This window comes from Ferviditalea candida, assembly GCF_035282765.1.
Classification (GTDB): domain Bacteria; phylum Bacillota; class Bacilli; order Paenibacillales; family KCTC-25726; genus Ferviditalea; species Ferviditalea candida.
In genome coordinates, this window is the sequence record NZ_JAYJLD010000101.1 from 1 (window position 1) to 1,293 (window position 1,293).

The window sequence follows — 1,293 nt, forward strand, 5'->3', positions numbered from 1 at the left end:
GTATCGGAAGGTGCGGCTGGATCACCTCCTTTCTAAGGATAAAGCAAGAACAAATGTCCGTCTTACTCGTTGTCAGTTTTGAAAGAGCAAGCCTCTTTCGCTGCAATTTTTTTCTGAGGTATTCGACGAAGCGAAAACATTGCAGGCCATTTTTCCTGACGGAAAAACGGTAGTCTGAGGAAGTTGTTCTGCCGGACAACGATTGGACGAAGCTGCAAATCTTTTTAGCGGAAGGGTATTTTGCTGGAGGATTTCGAGGGAGTCGATTCAGCGCAAAAACCCGGTTTGGCAACAATGGCGGAGGGGAACCACGCGTACCCATCCCGAACACGACCGTTAAGCCCTCCAGCGCCGATGGTACTTGGACCGAAGGGTCCTGGGAGAGTAGGACGTTGCCAAGCGGGTGAAATCGAAGAGGAGTTCCGTTCCACTCTCCTGGAGGGTATCGGAACGATTTATCGAAGTAAACCCAGGCCGCAAGTGCGATGTTCAAGGAACGTTCCGATGCCGACCTCGAAGTGAAAACAGGGAGAAAAGCTCGGTGCGGAATGGACGTTGCCAAGCGGGTATAACCCTGATGAGTTCCGTACCCGAAGGGGAATGGGGCGCATCCTTATGGGCCCTTAGCTCAGCTGGTTAGAGCGCACCCCTGATAAGGGTGAGGTCGGTGGTTCGAGTCCACTAGGGCCCACCAAACTAAATATTTATGATATGGGGCCATAGCTCAGCTGGGAGAGCGCCTGCCTTGCAAGCAGGAGGTCAGCGGTTCGATCCCGCTTGGCTCCACCAAGCAACAATCTCCGAAGAAGCCAGAAACTGAGGGTTGAAACGGGGAAAGCAAGATGGTAAGATAAATATCCGCTTGTGAAGAGCGGAGTGAAAAAAACAAAACAGATAGCCATTTTTCTTAACGGGAAAACGGTAGTCTAAGGAAGTTGTTCTTGCGAACAACAATTGGACGAAGCTGCAAGTTTTTTTCAAAGTAGCGTATTTTGCTGAAGAGTTTCGAAGAAGAAATTCAGCGCAAAACGCTTGCACCTTGAAAACTAGATAGCGAAGGCAAACGAACAAAGCGCGTATTGGAATTTGAAAAATAGCCATATTTCCTAACGGAAAATGGTGTTTTCGCGGAGCGTTATTTTCGCGACGCGAAAAAACGTGGTTAAGCTAATAAGAGCGCACGGAGGATGCCTAGGCGCCAGGAGCCGAAGAAGGACGTGGCGAACGACGAAACGCCTCGGGGAGCCGTAAGCAGGCTTTGATCCGGGGATGTCCGAATGGGGGAACCCCCCT

The 1,293-nt window shown here is 50.5% G+C and carries 2 tRNA genes and 2 rRNA genes; all 4 read left to right on the forward strand.

The features are described from left to right. Positions 1–284: 284 nt before the first annotated feature. Positions 285–401 (forward strand): 5S ribosomal RNA (gene rrf, locus VF724_RS21210). A gap of 216 nt (positions 402–617) precedes the next feature. Further along, positions 618–694, forward strand: a tRNA-Ile gene (locus tag VF724_RS21215). 19 nt (positions 695–713) lie between these two features. Further along, positions 714–789, forward strand: a tRNA-Ala gene (locus VF724_RS21220). A 371-nt stretch (positions 790–1,160) separates the two neighbouring features. Further along, a 23S ribosomal RNA gene (locus VF724_RS21225) occupies positions 1,161–1,293 on the forward strand; the annotation flags it as partial.